The organism is Bartonella sp. SL317, assembly GCF_059687655.1.
Genome location: NZ_CM185144.1, coordinates 57,273 through 78,112, shown reverse-complemented (window position 1 = coordinate 78,112; position 20,840 = coordinate 57,273). Strand labels below are relative to the sequence as shown.

At 38.9% G+C, this 20,840-nt stretch carries 9 protein-coding genes and 5 pseudogenes; 12 read left to right on the top strand and 2 right to left on the bottom strand.

Annotated features, from left to right (window positions below):
- Nucleotides 1-1,635: 1,635 nt before the first annotated feature.
- Both AC6ER9_RS00370 and AC6ER9_RS00365 read right to left on the bottom strand, forming a co-directional pair.
- Nucleotides 1,636-1,901 (bottom strand): annotated as a pseudogene (locus tag AC6ER9_RS00370) (hypothetical protein); the annotation flags it as partial.
- Between the two features lie 473 nt (nt 1,902-2,374).
- A pseudogene (locus AC6ER9_RS00365) lies at nt 2,375-2,923 on the bottom strand (type ISP restriction/modification enzyme); the annotation flags it as partial.
- 251 nt (nt 2,924-3,174) lie between these two features.
- Here AC6ER9_RS00365 and AC6ER9_RS00360 point away from each other — a divergent pair.
- The 12 genes and pseudogenes from AC6ER9_RS00360 (at nt 3,175) to AC6ER9_RS00305 (ending at nt 20,419) form a co-directional block, all read left to right on the top strand.
- Nucleotides 3,175-3,354, top strand: a complete 180-nt coding sequence (locus tag AC6ER9_RS00360) for a hypothetical protein (RefSeq protein ID WP_497074511.1) — start codon at nt 3,175-3,177, stop codon at nt 3,352-3,354.
- Nucleotides 3,347-5,110 (top strand): ShlB/FhaC/HecB family hemolysin secretion/activation protein, encoded by a 1,764-nt coding sequence (locus AC6ER9_RS00355; RefSeq protein WP_497074510.1) that lies wholly within the window; start codon nt 3,347-3,349, stop codon nt 5,108-5,110. The genes AC6ER9_RS00360 and AC6ER9_RS00355 overlap by 8 nt, the downstream gene beginning before the upstream one ends.
- Nucleotides 5,111-5,194: 84 nt before the next feature.
- Nucleotides 5,195-12,822: pseudogene (locus AC6ER9_RS00350) on the top strand (two-partner secretion domain-containing protein).
- A 64-nt stretch (nt 12,823-12,886) separates the two neighbouring features.
- Nucleotides 12,887-13,468: an SMI1/KNR4 family protein gene (locus AC6ER9_RS00345; protein ID WP_497074509.1), complete on the top strand. Its 582-nt coding sequence runs from the start codon at nt 12,887-12,889 to the stop codon at nt 13,466-13,468.
- 113 nt (nt 13,469-13,581) lie between these two features.
- Nucleotides 13,582-14,172, top strand: a complete 591-nt coding sequence (locus AC6ER9_RS00340) for an SMI1/KNR4 family protein (RefSeq protein ID WP_497074508.1) — start codon at nt 13,582-13,584, stop codon at nt 14,170-14,172.
- Nucleotides 14,173-14,434: 262 nt separating this feature from the next.
- The gene (locus AC6ER9_RS00335) at nt 14,435-14,827 is read left to right on the top strand and encodes an HNH/ENDO VII family nuclease (protein ID WP_497074507.1); all 393 of its coding nucleotides are present in this window, start codon (nt 14,435-14,437) and stop codon (nt 14,825-14,827) included.
- A gap of 63 nt (nt 14,828-14,890) precedes the next feature.
- A pseudogene (locus AC6ER9_RS00330) lies at nt 14,891-15,361 on the top strand (SMI1/KNR4 family protein); the annotation flags it as partial.
- Nucleotides 15,361-15,825 (top strand): SMI1/KNR4 family protein, encoded by a 465-nt coding sequence (locus tag AC6ER9_RS00325; protein ID WP_497074506.1) that lies wholly within the window; start codon nt 15,361-15,363, stop codon nt 15,823-15,825. The pseudogene AC6ER9_RS00330 and the gene AC6ER9_RS00325, both read left to right, overlap by 1 nt.
- A gap of 73 nt (nt 15,826-15,898) precedes the next feature.
- Complete coding sequence (locus tag AC6ER9_RS00320) at nt 15,899-16,477, top strand: SMI1/KNR4 family protein (RefSeq protein ID WP_497074505.1); 579 nt, start codon at nt 15,899-15,901, stop codon at nt 16,475-16,477.
- Nucleotides 16,478-16,585: 108 nt separating this feature from the next.
- Complete coding sequence (locus AC6ER9_RS00315; protein WP_497074504.1) at nt 16,586-17,098, top strand: SMI1/KNR4 family protein; 513 nt, start codon at nt 16,586-16,588, stop codon at nt 17,096-17,098.
- A gap of 175 nt (nt 17,099-17,273) precedes the next feature.
- Nucleotides 17,274-17,750 (top strand): SMI1/KNR4 family protein, encoded by a 477-nt coding sequence (locus tag AC6ER9_RS00310; protein WP_497074503.1) that lies wholly within the window; start codon nt 17,274-17,276, stop codon nt 17,748-17,750.
- Between the two features lie 126 nt (nt 17,751-17,876).
- Nucleotides 17,877-20,419: pseudogene (locus AC6ER9_RS00305) on the top strand (DUF6990 domain-containing protein).
- The last annotated feature ends 421 nt before the right edge of the window (nt 20,420-20,840 follow it).

Below are 20,840 nucleotides of genomic sequence, written 5' to 3'. Positions count from 1 at the left end.
GATATCGATTTATCACTTTATGAAGGAAAACGAGGGGGGTATAAATCTTTAGGCTAAGGCTTGTTTGAAAAGGGGACACACTTTTGAAAATAAGCACATTAATGTATGACGATTCATTGTAGGTAAAATACAATAAAATCAATTGTTTATGTGCATTCATCTTATATGAATTCCCTTAAGAATTCATCCTTTTATACGTGATTCATTTAACCATTTTTATATAAAATTGCCATGTATGAATAAAGCATAAAAACAAATCATGATGTAAATATTATAACGCATGTGTGAATTCAAACGAAATGAAAAGCAGATATCATTCATAACAGTTTATAAATTTTATGATACGTTTTTATCATTCACAAATCGCATTGTTCAAAACGCAATCGTTTAAAATTATCGATAACATAAACTGCATACATAAAAAAATGCTATGAGTTTTGCTGCTTTTGAGCGCAACCTTAAAAGGAAAATAATCGTTTGAAACTTTTATAAGTTTATAGATTTTTCTTTATTAAGGGCAAATAAAGGATTTCAATATCGTTTTAAAAACACTTACTAAAAATTTAGTAAATGATAGGTAAGCATTATACAGGCACTATCATCACAACACGTATGAAATTCAAAACGTTATATCTTATGATCAAAAGTCTCTTAATGATATAAGGCAAGCAATATTCAAAACGTTGTAATTTCATAAAGGCATGGGATTTTTTTAAATTTTTAGAAAAAGCTATAATGTTTAAAATTCTCTTCTAAAGATAACGAGCTCCAAAATGGATTGGCTAATTTAAAAAGAAATTAGATTTTAATAAAAAGTAAAAATACGCTTATGGGAATCTCTTTAAGTGAATGTTTAAATATTTGAATACTAAAAATGAAATGATTATAAGAAACGTTTTATAACAGTTATAACTCAGTTATTCTTTTCTTTTAAGAACGTTTTGTTTACGAAAAAATGAAGATCTAGCTTTCACAGCGAGAAGATCTTAAAAAAACTTACACTCTATAAAAGTGTTTCTTTATTTTTCTTATGAAAAGCTACTTTTAAAAAATAACGCTCGTAAATGTAAAAATGGGTTTTGTTAAAGTATTCACTTAATAACATTTGCTTTTGATTGTCTTGATAAACCTACTAAGCGTTTTTGTTTTGTCTGATACGTATGATTTTAGAATGTTATTTATTTGAAATTTACTCAGTTCTATTTTGAGTTTAGTATGTTGAAAAATTTTAAAAGAGGCGTTTTGATTATGTGCTTTGTTTCAAATGGATGTTTTATTGATACGCTTAATAACTATAACAAGCGTTTATAGTCTTTCTCATTCAAATTTAATGCTATCAAAGTCACACCCATCATTTACGGCCCTTTTTAAGTTTTCATACCTCAATAGAGCGCTTGCAATATGATACGTTTTGTATATTGGCATTCATTATTGATTTCGTTTGTATAAATCATTTGCGTCTCTATTTGAAAACCGCGTCACATTCTTTGGCATGGCTTTCTTTTTTTGAATTCTCTCTTTTATGATACGTTTTAAACAATGCATCTTATAACGTATTTATAGCCATAAAGAAGGCGCGTCCCCCCACGCTGTTCTTTATTCTGTTTTATCAATTTTGACAACCTCATCGCTCTTATAGATCTTACAGTTTTTGGGAACCGATCTTACTTTGCTTTTTTTGTTGAATTTTGCATTTTCATAAACACGGGTATGACCATAGACACAAGCCTTATCATAAACCCAGCAATTGCTATCGTGAGAAAGATTGACTTCTTTTTCAATATACCCTCCCCAAGGTCATCCGCCTTAACATCATCAAAATCTTTTAAAGCCCGAATGCGGTGTAAAGTAATCCCATTAAAAGTGAAGTTTTTATTGGTACATTCATATCTTTTACACATTTTTGCTTATTAACAGATGCAGTTTCATTTGAAAAGTTAGAGGAAATTATAGCGTTTTTTGATATTGTATAACATAACCACACTCAATAAATTCTTCATATACCAACAAAAGCATAAAATATAGTCAGTATTTTAAAGACTTCGGAAAGGTTATTTCGCAGCATATTTTTTATCTATTAAGTACTTATATAACAAAGTACGTTATGTATATATAATTATTTATATACTTATGAAGTGCTTCTTTTGTATTATATGCTTTTAAAGCTATATTATGTGTTTCTTAAAAGATTGCGTTATTTTTTGAATCTTAGACATTTGTAATATTTATAAACGCTCTCATCATGCGTATTTTTATAACGTATCTATTTTTTACTAAATGAATTTTAATTTTTGGGTGCATTTTGATTATGAAACCCTGCTTTTTTATGTATTCACTATAGCTGTTATCTTCTTTATAGTTATGGCATCATTTTTCATTTTGGTAGTTTTTTCACGATTTTCATTGTCTCTAAACTTACGGTAATAACTCTTTGAAACAATTCTAGAGGGTCAGCAGGGTTTCCAACGGTCTCAACAGCATAGCGATTGGCATCATTCACAATGCCACTTTTTTTATCAGTCTTTACACATTGACGCCCCATAACTCATTCAAGAGCAGGTCTACCATTGACGATATACTCATAAGCTTCCAGAGGGATATCTGTCATCGTGATATTGTTATTGTAAATAACCGTGGATTTATCCTTTTCCTTACTATTCTTAATTTTTGCGAATTTCATTTCTGTAACGTAGTAAAATTTCTCAAGATTAGAGATATCAGTTTGTTTTGGATTGCCTTTTTGAAAGGTCACTGGATAAGGTTCTACAGTTTCATAATTGACGTGCAAATGCCCTAGGTCACGCCCTGCTGTCACAAATTTCCAAAAATCATCAGCACTCTTTATACAAGGGATACGAGGCAATTCTTTGCATAAATTATCAGCATAGCGAGCACGATAATCTTTTGAAGGTAATAAAAGATATCGTTTTTTTATTATAGTTTTAGATCGTATCTTTTCTTTTTAGCTTCTTATCAGGCGGTAATAAAGGACAGTCTCTTGTTGTCTCTCATATGTAACAGTTGCAATAAATCGGATATATTTTGTGAATAACAGTCTTTACTTGCACCTCAAAATTATATTACATGCAACCTCTTAAAATTAAGAAGCGTATAAAATGTATGATTGTCATTTAACCGTGCAATTATACGCTCTTCAGAGGCGGGGGGAATGATATGGTTTGCACAACCAATAAAGCGGATTTATACAAGGTAGCCTCCGCTTTTCTTTTAGATTTTAGAAGTATTACTCTCATCAAAAAATTAAAAAATTATTACGCGGTTGGCAGTTATTTCTACAAAGCTAGTAAAGCGGTTTATTTTACTCTTCATATTGAGGGTAAAGTAAATGTGTAAGTTTTTTTTCACTTTTATTTTTACGGTGTTTTTGTGCTTTTTTTCATGGGCGAGTTTTGCAGAAAGCATTCGTGAGCAAGCTATTGATCAATTTGAGAGGATTCAACGTCAACAAACGCAAGACCAGCGTTTTCAACGATTACATCGCAGGAATGAAACGCACGAGACTTTATTACAGGATGATGAGGAATCCACGATATTTCAAAACGCTTCAACACAAAAAAACTGTTTGCTGATTAAAAACATTGAGTTTGTTGGTGCTCAGTTGATTTCTCGCACCGACCTTCATAACACCATTTCTTTTTGGGAGGGACGGTGTCTTGGTATTGCCGAGATAAACAATGTGCTCAAAGCGGTCACCAAGCTTTATATGAAGCGCGGCTATATTGCGGTGCGGGCTTATTTACCTGAACAGGATTTAAGAGGAGGTCGTCTTAAAATTGTTATTGTTGAAGGACAAATAGAGGATATCACTCTGGAGGGTCATAAAGTTGACAGGCAATATCAAGGGGAAATTATTACGGCTTTTCCACATCTGATTGGTCAACCTGTTCATCTGCGCTCGATAGAACAAGGACTTGATCAAATCAATCGGCTTTTTTCTCGTCATGCGACCATTAACCTTGGTGCTGGGGAGGTTGCAGGTGGTTCTATTCTTGATATTCATATTGATAAACAGAAGCCGTGGCTCCTTACACTTTCTAATGATAATCTTGGTGCTAAAGCGACGGGGATTTACCAAACGCGCGTTAGCCTTTCTTTTGATGATTTATTAAGGATCAATGATCAATGGTCGTTTAGTTATCAGCGCTCTATGAATGGTCATCCGTATCATTTTTCTCATAAGCGGCCCAATAGTGATACGATAACAGGTTCATTTTCTATTCCCTATGGCTATTGGACGGTAGGTCTTGATGGCAGTTGGAGCCAATATCATTCGAATATTAAGGGAATATTTTCTGATATTGATACTGACGGTAAGTCTTTATCGCTTACACCATGGGTTTCACGGGTTATTGATCGTGATCAAGAGGGAAAGACATGGATTACAGGACGATTGACATGGAAATATTCCGATAATTTTATTATGGGCAGTAAGGTTGATGTTTCCAGCCGTAAACTGGCTATTGCCACATTAGAGCTTGATCATTCACGCAAATGGATGGGAGGAGAATTAAGCGCTCATATAGGATTTCATAAGGGTTTGGCGATTTTGGGCGCTTATGATGATAAAGAACAAGAAACTTCGACAAAAAACGTTCCCAAAGGGCAATTTTCAAAGTTATCTTTTTCTTTAGGGTATGGGCGTGCCTTTTCGCTAAACCAGTCTAATTTTCGCTATAACACGTTGCTTTCAGGGCAATTGTCCCCTGATACGTTATTTAGTTCAGAACAACTGTCGCTTGGCGGAAATTCTTCTGTGCGCGGTGTGCGTGAGGCGGTTTATTACGGCAATAATGGGGTGTTTTGGCGTAATGAATTGTCGCTATTGTTATCAGGTTTTTCTTCGAAAATGGGGCGTAAATTTATGAGCCAATTCGCACCGTATATGGCACTTGATTTAGGGATGGTCGCCAATGCTCCCCTTAGAAACAGTTTGGGTGGTAGCCTCGTTGGGGCAACATTGGGGGTGCATGGAACGGGGGAGTTTTTGGATATTGATGCCTCTTATTCGAATATTTTAACCCAATCGACACCGATAGAAAAGGGGAATGCGACAGGGTTATTTCAAGTGCGAGCATTATTGAGATTTTAAAAGCAAAGGGGCAGAAAAAGATTGCCTAGATTATATCCATTAGGGTGTTTTTTTAAGAGATAGAAGCTTTTTGAGGAGGTTAAGATGCGGGGATTGAAGGGGCAAAAGCATAAAGTGGGATTTGTACGTGAGATAGGGTGGAGAATTCTTGAATTTTTAAAGCAAGGAGCCCATAAGGGGCTTTCCCTGATTTTAAGTTTTAGTTTAGCTTTCCAACCATTGTTAGTGCAAGCCCAAGCAATTGGTGGACAAAGATCAGCAGTTCAAGAGACACAAGGGATTAAAGCGGCTGATGGGGTTGGCTCTTCTTTCCGCCCTACGATAGGGGAAGCTAGCAATGGCGTACCACTTGTTGATATAGCACGCCCCAATGGGCAGGGTCTTTCTCATAATAAATATGACAGTTTTAATGTTGATGCCCATGGCGTTATTTTAAACAATTCGACCAAGGAGGTTTCGCGTTCACAGCTTGGCGGTTTGGTGCTTGGCAATGGCAATTTACGGGGCACTGGTGCGGCAAAGGTTATTCTCAATGAAGTGATAAGTGCCAATCGTTCGCGTCTTGAAGGCGTGAGCGAAGTTCATGGGGCCGCGGCCGATGTTATTATCGCTAATCCCAATGGTATTACCTGTCAGGGCTGTGGCTTTATCAATACACCCGGGTGACTTTATCGACGGGACAGCCGATTATTGGTACTAATGGGGCTTTGAGCGGTTTCCGCGTTGAAGGGGGTGATATCACCATTGGTGCTAAAGGGGTTGATGGGCGCACAGTGGATATTTTTGATCTGGTTTCGCGTAAGATCAGTGTCGCAGGTCCCATACAGGTCAAAGGGGATTTAGCAGTTATCGCGGGGCATAATCATTTTGACTATGATAAACGCGAAACAACGTCTCTTAGTTCTGATGGCAAAGAGCCGGAATTGGCAATAGATTCCAGTGAGTTTGGTGGGATGTATGCGGGTCAGATCCGCGTGCTTGCCAACGATAAAGGGGCTGGCGTTAAAATGCGGGGGGATATGGTTGCCAATGCAGGCGCCATGAGATTGACGAGTGATGGCAAGCTGGTGCTGGCTAAAGCCCGTGCTAAAGGTGCAGTACATGCACACTCTCACCATGACGATGTTCATGTAAAAGACTTTCTTTTTTCAGAAAAGGCGATTGAGCTTAAGGCGCATCATACTGTTGAATTGACACAGAGTGCTCGCGTCGCAGCGAGCGGTAATGTTGATGTGAATGCCAATATGATCAAGCTTGGGGGCAACGCTTTATTGGCAAATGGCATTGGCAATGATGGAAAACAGTCAGCGACAGGTTCTTTACATTTACAAGCCACAAAAGTTGAGGCAGGCAGTGGGCGCATTGCGGCTGGTGCACTTTTACAGATCAATGCCGATGTCATTGATCTGGATCGCTTGCAAGATAACAATCAGACAGGGGTCTCTTCCCTTGGCGATTTGACCATTAAAACCAATCAAATTACGGCTTTAAACAACCATATTGGTGCTGGGGGAAATATTGTTCTAACAGCCGATGATGCCTTGAGCGTAGGAGCTGGTCATTATAGTGCAGGCGGCTTTCTTTTGGCGAAAGCAGCAGCGCTCACATCACAGGCTCGTTTAGCGGCAGAACAAAAGGTTGATCTTTTTGCGCAGAGTGGTGATCTTATCCAAGAAGGCAGTGTCTCGTCTAATGGCGATGTAACGCTTCAAGCGCATAATGCACTTACCAACAAAGGTAAGATCCTCAGTATGCAGAAGACTGCATTGACAGCTGGGAGTATGCTCACAACCAGCGCGAACAGTACGATATTGGGGCATGATGTGCTCTCAAACGCTGAGAGTTTAAGCCAAGCGGGATCTGTGGAAGCACAAGGTGGAGAACTCGCTTTCCAAGTGCGTGATCAGATCATCAATCATGGCATGATGCGCGGTGACAGCGTCAATGCTAATGCCGGTGCTTTGACCAATAAAGGGATGTTGATTGCCAACAATGATTTACATCTGACGATCAGCACACAAGAGGGGAGCGATACACAACAGGCTTTAGTTGAGAATGCTTCAGGGGCACTTATCCAAAGTGGGGGTAGTTTTGTTTTGTCTGCAGGGCAATTGTACAATGCTGGTACGCTTGGTTCTAGTGGTGATATGGTTGCTCTCAATGTGAGTGGAGATCTGAGCAATAGTGGGCTGATTTACGCAAAAAAGTCCATGGATCTATCCAGTGATGGCGATCTTCTCAATAAGGGTGGCAGAGTTATTGCTGAAGAATCTCTCACCATTGGCGGGCTGAAAGAGACACGTGCTGGTCATGTAAACAATGAGGCTGGTCTTCTCAGTGCTCTTGCCGGTGAGATGAAGATTATTGCAACGTCTTTTGTCAGTAAAGGCGCTAAAACGACAAATTCAGATCAACAAAGTGCCACACATGATGAAGGTGCACATGTTTTAGTGCGGGATGGTTTGCACATTGATGTGGGGCGTTTTGAGAATATTGATGGTCTCATTTCGACGCAAGGGGCAGTTAACGTTGTTGCAGACAGTGTAATCCAAGCAGGGCGCGTGGAGGTGGAGCGTGGTGCTCTTCAATTCACGAGCCGTGGTGATTTAAGCAATAGCGGTACAATAGAAAGCAATGACGCAGTTGGCTTGCATGCGCAAACAAATCTCAACCAAACAGGGCGCATTGTTTCCAAAAAGCGGATAGAGCTTTCTAGCGATGGCATCTTAACGATGGGTGAGACAAGTGAGATTGGTGCCTATGATGTTGCGTTGAAGGCAGGCATGCTCACCAATGCAGGGCGTGTGGAAGCGCAGGGCGGGACACTTAGCTTAAACAGCTCTGGTATTGTAAGCAATCAGGGCATCATGGTGGGGGGTGTTGTTGATGCAAAGCTTGGTTCTTTAGCAAATTCGGGTCAATTTTTAGCCAATGGCGCTTTTAGGCTTGTTGCAGAAAATCATGATCCACTGTTGGGGCAAGCGGCTTTGGTTTTAAATGCTGAAGATGGGGTTCTCAAAAGTGGTGGCGCTTTTGTTTTGACGACAGATGCATTGAACAATGCCGGTGTGCTTGGTTCCAGTGGAGATGGGGTTGCGCTCAATGTGAGCGGAGATTTAAGCAATAGCGGGCTGATTTATGCCAAGAAATCCACAACGCTCTCCTTAGATGGAGATTTTATCAATCAGTTTGGCGATGTCATCGCTGAAGAGAATCTCATCATCCACGGTTTAAGTGGAGAGCGAGCTGGTCATGTCATCAACAGTTCGGGGCTTTTAGAAGCTGTCTCAGGTGATATGCGTTTTGATGTCTTAGCGCTTACCAACATGCGTGAAGGTGGGGTTGAGGTAAGCGATAAAGTGGTCTCTCATAGGTTCGTTGCGGGAAGATGGAGAGGTACCAATGTTAAGCACCACCAGATAAAGAAAGATATCGACACCACGATCATCCGTCAGCAGGCACATTTTAAGCATAATGCTGCACAGATTTTAGCAGGGCGTCATCTCACGGTTCATGCTGGCGATATCCGCAATAGCTATAGCTTGATTTCTGCCAATGGCAACATTGAGATGCGGGGCGATACGCTGCTTAATGAGGGGCGTGATTTAATCGAAACAACCAAGATTGTAACTAAAACACATCGCAGGAAGAAACAGTGTACTATTTTCAATGCTGGGTGCACAACTGGAGGTATAACAGATTATGGCAGTACGACCAATACCAAAACACCCACACGCACTTATGATGCAGTTTATGGCACGATTGAAGCGGGGGGAACGCTTGATGCCAAGGTGACAGGCTATATTGACAATCATGCGGTGCGTGAGGGGGTGGAGCAAGTTGGCTTAAGCTCTGGTGATAAAGGCTTGGCTGGTGTTAAAAATACCGATTTTGACGGTTCTAAACCACTGATCAGTGATGATCGATTAGACGGGATTATCAATGGTTTAACGGGGCACAAAGCCCTTTTTACACCGAGTATCGAAACACCAGAACCAGAATCCATACAAGTACCAAAGCAAGATGGTCTGAGCTCTGTCCAGACAGAATTGGCAAAACCCCAAACACCAGATGTGCCGTTTTTAGTCGAGACGCGTCCAGATTTTGTTAACCCCAGCAAATTTTTGGGTTCTGATTATTTCCTCAAAAGGGTTGGCAATTATAAGCCTGAGCACGTGTTTAAAAGATTAGGGGATGCCTATTATGAATATCGTCTGGTGGGGGAGCAAATCTTTGAACTCACCGGTAATCGCAGTCTTATAGATGTTGATGATCCCAATGCACAAATGCAAAGGCTTTATGACAATGCCATCGCTCAGCAAGGCCCATTAGGGTTAGAGCTAGGAAAACCTTTATCGTCTCAGCAAATTGCTGAGATTAAAGAGGATATGATCTGGCTTGAGATGCATGTTGTCAACGGGCAAGAAGTCTTGGTGCCTCGCGTTTATTTGTCACCAAACTCTTTGCTCACGCAGGATATTTATGGGGCAAAAACACAGCAAGCAAGCCTTGCCAGTGCTCGAATAAAAGGCAATGGCGTCACTATAGAGACGGATCGCTTTGCTAATAGCGGCACCATTTTGAGTGAGGATGCACTCAACGTTTCAACAACACAAACTTTGTTGAATGATGGTGGGTTTTTGCTGGGCAGCGGTGCTGTTGATTTGAGCAGTCAAGGGCTTTTTGTCAATTCGTCAGGGGTTATTCTGGGGGATATCATCACTATCGATGCAGAAACTATAGCCGATGGGACGGCCAAAATCCGTGACACGAATCCATATGGTTTTGTTGATCGGAGCGGACAGCAGGCTCAAATTATTTCTGTTCAGGATTTGAATATTCATTCTCTTGGCGATTTAAGCATGAATGGTGGACAATGGAGCAGTGGTGGCTCGATGACGGTGATTGTCGATGGTTCTGCGACCATTGGTTCATTGGTACTAGAGAGTGATCATAAGCAAAGCTTGGAAAAAGGACATTATAATGCTCAAAGCAGTTTGCACCAGTTGGCTGAAGTCAACAGTGGTGACAATCTAACCATTGTTACAGGCGGTGAGCTTAATCTTGCGGGAAAGATTAAAGCCAAGGGTGATGGGGATTTCACCAGTGGTGGCGCTCTCAACGTGGTTTCAGAGCAAGATTTTAGCAGTTTTGACTTAGACCTTAGGGGGAAGGGCGGCGATAAATCGAAGCAAAAGAATAAGTTTCGTCAACAATCAACCGAAGTTACCACCAATAAAACCACGATAGAAACGGATGGCAATCTCTCCATGCATGCCAAGGATGGGGATCTCACACTTAAAGCCATAGGGGCAAAAAGTGGTGATAAGATACATCTTGCATCAGATAAGGGGAAGATCAAGTTTCTGACCAACAAGGATCAGGATTTTAAAGACACCTATCAGCGCAATGAAAACCTTGTGTGGTGGAGTGAGAGCGACAAAGGCTATCTGCAGGATACCATCGAGCATGTGACCATGGAAGCTGGTGGGGGCATGAAGCTTGATGCGGGCGATGGCTTTGTTGTTGAATATGAACAAACCGGTGATTTTGACCAATCTCTTGAGGAATTAGCACGTTCTCCAGAACTGTCCTGGATCAAGCAACTGCGGGATGATCCAGAATTAGCCAAGCAGGTCGATTGGCAGGCTGTGAAGGCTGAGTTTCAAGAGTGGGATTATAAAAAGCAAGGTCTCACAGAAGTAGGGGCGGCTTTAGTCACCTTGATCGTGACAGCTGTTACCGCCGGAACGGCTTCCAGTGCAGCCGGTGCCATTGCTGGCACATTGGGTGTTGGCTCCAGCACAGCCATGAATGCAGCGATACAAGCAGGTGTCCAAGCATTGATCAACAAAAGTGCTGTGGCTCTTGTCAATAATCGCGGCAACATTGCCGAGGCATTGCATGAGCTAGGCTCTTCGAAAAATGTCTTGAGTATTGTCTCTTCAATGTTAACGGCAGGCTTGACCAGTCAACTCACACAGATGGCTGGTGTTGGTCAGTCCTTACCAAAAACCGCACCTTTGGTCGATCGCATTACGCGTGAGGCAGAAAAGAATCTGATCAAAGCCGCTATTGGCACGGGTGTGCAAACGGCTCTTGAAGGCGGTTCTTTAGATAAGAACTTTTTTAACAATCTGCGCACTGCCTTATCAGGAACCCTTGGAAAAACATTAGCGGAAGAAATTGGTACCGCCAAGGCAGAGGGTAAAATAGACACGGTTACACAGATCGTCGCTCATGCGGGGCTTGGCTGTATTGTTGGTGCGACAGCGAGTGGGGATTGTACAGCTGGTGCTGTGGGAGGGGCTGTAGGTGAAGCCGCCGCCATGCTCCAGTTTAAACTGTGGATGCAAAACATTGTGAAAGAGGAAATGGGGGACCTGAATGGTCGCACCCCAACGCCGGAAGAACAAGCGCGCATCACGGCAAAGATTGATGCACAATTTGCTAACTTTAGAGAGCACACCATTGATATCGCACGCATTGCGGGAGGCTTTGCTGCTGCCCTTGCTGGTGGTGATGTCAATACCGGTGCTGATGCCGCAGGTAATGCTGCGGAGAATAACTTTTTGGGTAGCGCCCAACGGGCTCAGATGAAGAAAGAGTTAGAAGAGTGTCCTGATGATCAATGCCGAAAAGAAGTTAATGAAAAATGGTTCGAGATTGACGAACAACAAGATAGAACTTTTGGAACAGGCATGATGTTTGGTCTCATTGCCGATATACCAATCAAGCTATTGGACTTAGCTGATGACTTAGCTCATCGCGCTATGCAAAACATACTGTTAGCAGTAATAGTTAATAGAAATCCATGGGAGAGCAGTAAAGCAACTCTTAATAGTATTGGAACAGGAGCGTCTTGGGTTGTGAGTGGACATATGGTTGATGATGTCAAGGAAGCTGCCGATCAATTCTGGGGAGGTGTTGAGGATTCTTTTATAGGGCATATAGGTTACATAAAAGAGAATTTTGACAAAGCGGAGGTTGACGGAGCTTTTAATGCTGGTTTTGAAAGCGGCAGATTATCAGCCGGAGTTCTAGAAAACTTTGCTGGAGGAGCTGGGGCAGTCAAGGGAGGCATACAGCTTGGCGAAAAAGCTTGGATCAAATTCATGGCGAGGAAAGATTTTGCTCAATTTGCTTCCAAGAAAAATCTTGCAGAATTTGCAGTTCAAGGAGATCTTGCCAAACTTGCAGCGAAAAAAGAACAAACCAAACTCGCTTCTAAAGAAAAAAAGAATTGGTTAAAAGGGAGACCCACTAAATTTACCGATAGAAAATTTGGTCAGACAAACAAAGTTTATCAGAGAGACGATTTGTTTGATCCTAACAAAAGGGTTAAATGGATAGTAAAAGGGGAAGATATATGGGGCACTAATATTGAGAGAATGGAAACAGGAAGAGCACCTATAGGACGTGATGGCAGGCCTGTTGAGTTGCATCACCTAAATCAAACCCCTGAGGGTCCCTTAGCAGAAATAAGTCATGAATTTCATAATAAATATACTTCCGTGATTCATAATAATCCAAAAACACATCAATCGCTTATAGAGAGAAAAAAGTTTGATAAGTGGAGAGAAGAATATTGGAAGGAACGTGCTAAAGGCTATAGAGAACAAAAAAACAGTCATTTAGGAGGAATAATCGATATGAGATGGGGTATCATAGGTCTAGATTTTGACAGATGGGGACAGGAGCATCAGCAGTAATCTTCTACGGTTGATGAAAAGAGAAAAAACAGAGACTTATAAAGTAATTGATGGAGAATAATTGATGAAAACCTATACCTTGGATGATGTTGCAATATTAATTGATAAAGTGAATAAATACGATGATGATATTATCAATTTTGGTACTGCAAAAAATGCAGTTGATGATTTCATAATTGAAAAGGCGGAGAAAACTCTTGGTTTACAATTCACATCCTCTTACAAGAGTTTTTTGAAAAATTATAAAGGAGGAGAAATTGGTGGTGAAGAAATTTTTAGCATTTATGGAGATGGTGGAGAAGGTATTCCTGCTGGTGATATTGTGTACCGGAACTTACTCGATAGAAAAGATGGTTTTGTAACATCAGAACAGCTTATCGTTTGTGAGGCTGATTTTGATGAAACCTTTTATTTTGATTATACACAGTTTCGAGATGGAGAATGCCCACTTTATGTCAGGCTTGCATTGGGTGATTGTGAATATTACGCGAATAATTTTTATGAATTCCTTTGCAAAAGGATTATAGTACACGCGGGAGATGAGATACTTGATGGTGATCAACCGATTGAAAAGACTGAGACCACTCCCATTCCGCAACCTATCCCTTTTTACAAGCGCTTTTGGAAAAAAATATGGAAGAGATGACACGAGGGGATGGAGAAATCACTCGTCTTTTTCGAGAGCTTCAGTATTACATAAGTAATTTTTGTGATTTTTTATGCAAAAGAATAAGGGGGGGGGCACGCAGGGGAAGATTCATGAAAACCTATACCTTAGCTGATGTTGAACAATTAATTGATAAAGTGAATAAATATGATGATGATATTATCAATTTGAGTAGTGAAGATGATGAAGAGAATGAAACAGATGATCTACAGATTGAAAGGGCGGAGAAAGCTCTTGGTTTAAAGTTCACATCGTCTTACAAAGTTTTTTTAAAGAAATATGGAGGAGGAGAAATTGGTGGTGATGAAATTTTTAGCATTTATGGAGATGGTGGGGAAGGTATTCCTGCTGGTGATATTGTTTACCGAAACTTACTCAATAGAAAAAAAGGCTTTGTGACACCAGAACAGCTTTTTGTAAGCAGAACGGATTTTGGTGAAACCTTTTATTTTGATTATACACAGTTTCGGGATGGTGAATGTCCAATCTATGTCATGCTTCCATCTGAAGATTGCGAATATTACGCGAGTAATTTTTATGAATTCCTTTGTAAAAGAATTAAAGAAAGCGTAGGAGCTGAGATACCTGATGGTGATCAACCGATTGAAAAGACTGAGAACCCTCCCGCTCCACAACCAATCCCTTTTTACAAGCGCTTTTGGAAAAAATTATGGGGGAGGTGACATGGGGGGGAGAAAATATGTAACGTTTATAAGGGATATACAGCAGATATTCCTAGTAGTGGTATTATTTACGATCTCTTAATTCGCTTCTAAGAAAAATCTTGCAGAACTTGCAGTTCAAGGAGATCTTGAAAAACTTGCAGCGAAGAAAGAACAAACCAAACTCGCTGTTAAAGAAAAACAGTATTGGTTAAAAGGAAGACCCACTAAATTTACTGATAGCAAATTTGGTCAGACAAATAAAGTCTATCGGAGAGACGATTTGTTTGATCCTAACAAAAGGGTTAAATGGACTGAAAACAAAAAAGAAGTGTGGGGTACCAATGTTGAAAGAATGGAAGCAGGAAGAGCCCCTATAGGACATGATGGTAAGTCTATTGAGTTGCATCACCTAAATCAAACCCCTGATGGTCCCTTAGCAGAAATGAGCCATGAATTTCATAACCAATATACTTCCGTGATTCATAATAATCCTAAAAAACATCAATCACTTATAGAGAGGGACAAGTTTAAAAAATGGAGAGAGGAATATTGGAAGGAACGTGCTAAAGGCTATAGAGAACAAAAAAACAGTCATTTAGGAGGAATAATCGATATGAGATGGGGTATTATAGGTCTAGATTTTGACAGATGGGGACAGGAGCATCAACAGTAATGCTCTACGGTTAATTGAGCAGAGAAAAAAGAAATTTATAAAATAATTGATGGAGAATAATTGATGAAAACCTATACATTAGATGATGTTGCAGTATTAGTTGATAAATATGATGATATTATCAATTTTCGTACTGAAGAAAATGCAGCTGATAATCTACAGATTGAAAAGGCGGAGAAAGCTCTTGGTTTGAAATTCACATCATCTTATAAAGTTTTTTTAAAAAAATATGTAGGAGGAGAAATTGGTGGTGAAGAAATCTATAGTCTTTATAAGGAATGTGGAGAAGATATTCCTGGTGGTGATATTGTTTTCCAAAACTTAAATGATAGAAAACGTGGTCTTACGACAACAGAAAAGCTTGTCGTTTGTGATGCTGATTTTGGTGAAACTTTTTATTTTGATTATACGCAGTTTCGGGACGGAGAATGCCCACTTTATGTCAGGCTTCCATCTGAAGATTGCGAATATTACGCGAGTAATTTTTATGAATTCCTTTGCAAAAGAATTAAGGATCATGTAGGTGAAGATTTATGAAAATCTATACCTTGGATGATGTTGCAGGACTAATTGATAAATATATTGATAGTGTTGATTTTGGCACTACAGATGAAGCAGTTGATGATGTATTGATTGAAAAAGCAGAAAAAACTCTCGGTTTGCAGTTTACATCTTCTTATAAAAGTTTTTTAAAAAACTATGGAAGAGCAGAGATCTGTGGTGAGGAAATATTAAGTGTTTATAATACAAATTTTGAAATTGCTCGTAGTGATGATATTGTTTACTATCATATAACGGATATAGAAAATGGTTTAGCAAAACCACAGCAGCTTGTTGTGAGTAGAACAGATTTTGGTGAGACATTTTATTTTGATTACTCTCAGTTTCAGGATGGTGAGTGTCCGCTCTATCTTAGATTTCCACCTAGCGATCCCCAGTATTACGCAGGTAACTTTTATGAATTTCTTTGTAAAAGGATTACAGATAACTTGAAGTAAATTTCTTTGTATGGTGGTTTTACTTCTGAATTCAAATGTTAAACCACCATTATTTTTTTAGGGGGGATCATCTATGAAAACCTATACCTTAAATGATGTTATAGTATTAGTTGATAAATATGATGATATTATCACTTTTGGTAGTGAAGATGATGAAGAGAATGAAACGGATGATCTACAGATTGAAAGGGCGGAGAAAGCTCTGGGTTTAAAATTTACATCGTCTTACAAAGTTTTTTTAAAGAAATATGGAGGAGGAGAAATTGGTGGTGAAGAAATTTTTAGCATTTATGGAGATGGTGGAGAAGGTATTCCTGCTGGTGATATTGTTTATCGAAACTTACTCAATAGAAAACATGGTTTTGCGACACCAGAACAGCTTATCGTTTGTGAGGCTGATTTTGATGAAACCTTTTATTTTGATTATACACAGTTTCGGGATGGAGAATGCCCACTTTATGTCAGGCTTGCATTGGGTGATTGTGAATATTACGCGAGTAATTTTTATGAATTCCTTTGCAAAAGGATTATAGTACACGTAGGAGATGAGATACTTGATGGTGATCAACCGATTGAAAAGACTGAGAACCCTCCCACTCTACAACCTATCCCTTTTTACAAGCGCTTTTGGAAAAATTTATGGAGGAGATGACATGGCGGATGGAGAAATCTCTAATCTTTCTAGAGAGTCTCATTATTACATAGGTAATTTTTGTGATTTTTTATGCAAAAGAATAAGGGATCACGCAGGGGAAGATTCATGAAAACTTATACTTTAGCTGATGTTGCACAATTAATTGATAAAGTAAATAAATATGATGATGATATTATCAATTTTCGTACTGAAGATGATGTTGTTGATGATCTCGTGATTGAAAAAGCAGAGAAAGCTCTTGGTTTGAAATTTACATCGTCTTACAAGAGTTTTTTTAAACATTATAAAGGCGGGGACATTGCTGGTGAAGAAATCTATAGTCTTTATGAACATCCTATAGGTGTTTCTGTTAACGATATTGTTTTCCAAAATTTAAATGATAGAAAACGTGGTTTTACGACACCAGAACAACTTGTCGTTTGTGATGCTGATTTTAGTGAAACCTTTTATTTTGATTATACACAGTTTCAGGATGGAGAATGTCCACTTTACCTCAAGTTTACATCTGAAGATTGCGAATATTACGCGAGTAATTTTTATGAATTCCTTTGCAAAAGGATTATAGTACACGTGGGAGCTGAGATACCTTATGGTGATCAACCAATTGAAAAAAACTGAGACAACTCCTACTCCACAACCAATCCCTTTTTACAAGCGTTTTTGGAAAAATTTATGGAGGAGATGACATGGCGGATGGAGAAATCTCTAATCTTTCTAGAGAGTCTCATTATTACATAGGTAATTTTTGTGATTTTTTATGCAAAAGAATAAGGGGTCACGCAGGGGAAGATTCATGAAAACTTATACTTTAGCTGATGTTGCACAATTAATTGATAAAGTAAATAAATATGGTGATGATATTATCAATTTTGGCACTGCAGAGGATGCTCCTGATGATATATTGATTGAAAAAGCTGAGAGAACTCTCGGTTTACAATTCACATCGTCCTATAAAAGTTTTTTAAAAAATTATGGAGGAGGAGAAATTGGTTATGAGGAAATTTTTAGCATTTATAACGCAAGTTTTGAGGATCATCCTGCTGGCGATATTGTGGATAAAAACTTATATCATAGGAAACATGGCTTTGCGACATTAGAACAGCTTGTTGTGAGTAGAACAGATTTTGGTGAAACCTTTTACTTTGATTATTCTCAGTTTCAGGATGGTGAATGCCCACTTTATGTCAGAATTCCATCTGGAGAGTCACATTATTATGCAAGTAATTTTTATGAATTTCTCTGTAAAAGGATTACAGATAACTTGAAGTAAATTACTTTATATAGTGGTTTTACTTCCGAATTCCAATGTTAAACTACCATTATTTTTTTAGGGGGATCATCTATGAAAACCTATACCTTAGCTGATGTTGCACAATTAGTTAATAAGTGAACAATGATGCAAACCAAAGATGCAACAGAGATTTTAAAAAGGCTGGGTTGGGAGATTCACTGCGATGAAATGGGTGATATGTTTGCTTATTATCATCTCCCTGATCGTATCGTGCGTATTTACTATGGTGTCATAGATTATGGACGAGATAGTGGAAGATTGTGGGTTTCTGTCAGTCTTACCACTGCTGCCTATTGTCTTGGATGGGAATACGCTAACGGTAAAAAATCTCAATATCAATATGAAAATATGCTGATTTCTTCAGAAGAGAATTTTGGTGTTACAGCGCTAGAATTTTTTGAGAACCACGTTAAGGTAGCTTTAAACAACGTGTTAGTTTGGGCGCAAGCACAAGATATTGAACAAAAATTATGTGCAGAATCTGCTGATCATTCTCTTGTTGCAAAAGCTTTACTTGGTGATATTGAAGCTTTAAGGAATTACAAACCTACACTTCAACTATATGCACCAGAGTTTTCTGATTATGAAAAGATGACACAGGTTGAGCGCGTTATCTTTTTTGCTCAGGCTTATAAAAACGGTGAGTTAGATGATATTCTTATTCGTAAAAAGCCTAAAGCAAAGCTGATGAGTATTACTACGGCAAGTAATATCCTTAAAAACCAAGGGTGGTTTGCCACAGATCTTGGAAAAATGTGGCTCTCTTTGCCAGACCGCTTTATCCAGTTTGATTTTGGCTTTATACGCCTCCATGATCAGTACAATGTCCATCTTGAAGCTGTGACCTCCAACGAAGAGATTTCTGTAGCTTGCCATTATATTCACCATAGTGGAAAATCTAAGCACATATCAGCTACAAATATTTATCAGCCTTTTAACACGATTGGAGGGGAGAATTTTCGTGGGGTTGATAAAGGAATTGATATTTGTGTAGAGACGTTGAATGAGCAAGAGTTGACAAAAATCTCTGAGCGGATAATACAATGGGCACGCGCCCAAGATTTACAAGCATCGATCGAAAGCAAAACACTTGTTCAAAAATATAACTACAATATACGTATAGTTTGGCATTTGGCTTGTTTAGCGTTGACAGGTCGAATTGATGTCCTGAAATCTTATCAAAGCTTTCTAGAAGCAGGTACGGTTTCTGAATATTTGGATGATGATGAAGTAGAAAAATATGTTAACCATGCCGTTGAATTTGCTGAAAAACATTTAAAAATCCTTCATGAGCGAGAAGCAGCAGAAGCACATCTTGCTCCACAAGCTTTGATTACTTTCAATAAAGTTGCAGAGCAATTAAAAGAAATAGGTTGGACAGTTTATCGTGATAAAAACTACAATCGCAATGCTTATTTTATCAGTAAAGACCGTATCATTAATATAATGTACAGCCTTCAACGTGATGGAGAAGAACCGATAGTTGCATTTAAGGCTTCCCTTTCAACACTTGGTTTTTCCACTGCTCATAGAGAGATTTTCTATAATATGCCTCAATATACAGCTCTCAAAGAAGCAGAAGAAGTTTATACAGTTTCTAGTACTGAATTGGATGGAGGCAAAGTTAAGGAGATTTGTACGGATATTCTTGAATGGGCTGAGCAGCAAAATGTCAATCAAATCATTTATGATTATGCGGTTTTGTCACCGAACAGTGAAGTGTGCATTGCAGTATGTCACCTTATTGCACTTATTTTGATAGGAAATGTCAAAAAACTCAAATTTTATAAGGAGAGTTTTCAAAGAAAAAATCATCTAGGCTTTGCAGATTGTTTCACAAAATATGATATTGACAATGTTCTTACTCTTGCTCTGCGTTATCGAGCAGGTTTTCCCAAAAACGCTCCAATTGTTTGAGCTTGGATCCACAAACATCGTCTGTTGCGTCCAAAAAGTCTGCTGTTGAGGCGACAGAGGAGATAGATGAAACGGATGATAGAGATGCTCCATTGACCATGGAAAGTGCCACAGCCCTTTTAAAAAGCCTAGGCTCGTCAACCGAGAAAATCGATGAGAATGACCATATGGCAAGCTATCAATTGGCTGATCGTGAAGTAGACATTCTTTACAACGATGAAATTGCTAAAGATAGCCCGCAATTTGATAGCGCCTTTTTGATTAGCACCAGCATTCTTTCCGCAGCTTGCAAATTTATTGATCCTACTCACACGGAAAATATTCCAGATATACAGCTTAATTTTGAAGCTAAAGGATTGGAAATCTTTGAACCAGAAATCACATCAGATCGTTTAACACAAGCGCTTGATGATGCGCTAGAATGGGCAGTAAGCGCAATTGACCTTTCTAAAAGACTTCGCTGTGATTATGGTATCGCTTCTTGGGAAAAGGATGCAACGGATAAGGCAAACAATACGGATTATGCTTTACTTCATATCGGTGCTCTTGCTTTGTTAGGCGATGTTGAGACTTTGCAGTCTTATCAGCAAAGCTTTGCCTTAGGAGATCATTTAGGCTTTGATGAAAACATCCAACCGCTTCATCTTGAACGCGCTATCGCTTTAGCCAAGGAAGTAGCAAAATCAAAGCAATTGAGCTACGCCTTGATTGAAAAAGTATCAAAAACATGAGCCATCTGGAAGAAAAACAGTTCTGAATAAGAGCTTTACAGTGGGGTGAAGTCTCATTCTTGGAGGGACAAAGGCGCTAAATGTATCAGAAAAAAAGATAAAAAATAGTATCTTTTAAAATTCATAAAAGATAGTGTTTTGTTCAAAAGTCACCAGTTAGTGTGAGTCAACAGTGATGGAAATCTGAGCATTATTAAGGACGGTAATCTCATGTTTGCAAACAAACGTCTTAATGTGAAGGTCATATCTTAATAAACAGTCATAAATAGTTATTATAAATTAATATTTTGTCTATAATCACCATTTTTTTAAGTAATGATCCTTTATTAAATAATTTTAAGCTATTTTCTAATCATCAATAAAAACTTTTTTGTACTGAAAGTTGGTTGATAATTTAACTTTTATATATTCATTATTGCAT

Excerpts from the sequence above, each read along its gene's own strand:
- AC6ER9_RS00360 (WP_497074511.1), top strand. The coding sequence starts at position 3,175 with ATGGTTTGCACAACCAATAAAGCGGATTTATACAAGGTAGCCTCCGCT.
- AC6ER9_RS00355 (WP_497074510.1), top strand. The coding sequence starts at position 3,347 with ATGTGTAAGTTTTTTTTCACTTTTATTTTTACGGTGTTTTTGTGCTTT.
- AC6ER9_RS00345 (WP_497074509.1), top strand. The coding sequence starts at position 12,887 with ATGAAAACCTATACCTTGGATGATGTTGCAATATTAATTGATAAAGTG.
- AC6ER9_RS00340 (WP_497074508.1), top strand. The coding sequence starts at position 13,582 with ATGAAAACCTATACCTTAGCTGATGTTGAACAATTAATTGATAAAGTG.
- AC6ER9_RS00325 (WP_497074506.1), top strand. The coding sequence starts at position 15,361 with ATGAAAATCTATACCTTGGATGATGTTGCAGGACTAATTGATAAATAT.
- AC6ER9_RS00320 (WP_497074505.1), top strand. The coding sequence starts at position 15,899 with ATGAAAACCTATACCTTAAATGATGTTATAGTATTAGTTGATAAATAT.
- AC6ER9_RS00315 (WP_497074504.1), top strand. The coding sequence starts at position 16,586 with ATGAAAACTTATACTTTAGCTGATGTTGCACAATTAATTGATAAAGTA.
- AC6ER9_RS00310 (WP_497074503.1), top strand. The coding sequence starts at position 17,274 with ATGAAAACTTATACTTTAGCTGATGTTGCACAATTAATTGATAAAGTA.